This window comes from Corallococcus sp. CA053C, assembly GCF_003611675.1.
Classification (GTDB): Bacteria; Myxococcota; Myxococcia; order Myxococcales; family Myxococcaceae; genus Corallococcus.
In genome coordinates, this window is sequence record NZ_RAWA01000925.1 from 1 (window position 1) to 395 (window position 395).

Here is a 395-nt window from a genome sequence, read left to right on the forward strand (position 1 = left end):
CCTCGGCTTGAGCGGGTGAACCGATCGAGACGATCGCCCAAATCGGTGTATTTCGAGTCAGATCGAGATTGTCACCCGGATCGCTGCGCGTGATCGCGAGGGCAGACCTGTCCGACAGGCGGGCGACCTGCTCGATCGCAATCTCGACCGTTTCGGCAGGCGTCACCAAGTCCACCTCGACGCTCGCCAGAGTCGGCAAATCTTCGCGCAGCCAGCGCCAAGCCGCGATCGCCGCCGCACAAGCAAACACAGGTAGCGTATATCCGGCGCGAGGAGAATCAGCCATCTAGACCTCTGGGGTACTCCCGCCACAGCGAAGCTTGGCCAAGGGGGATAGGAGCGGCAACCGCAGTAATGAACGGAGGTTGCCAATTAGCTTTCGGTTTCACGATTGA

General features: G+C 60.5%; 1 protein-coding gene. It reads right to left on the reverse strand.

Annotated features, from left to right (window positions below):
* A partial coding sequence (locus D7V97_RS43910) for a cobalt-precorrin-5B (C(1))-methyltransferase (RefSeq protein WP_147445291.1) occupies positions 1-286 on the reverse strand: 286 nt, incomplete at its 3' end.
* Between the last annotated feature and the right edge of the window lie 109 nt (positions 287-395).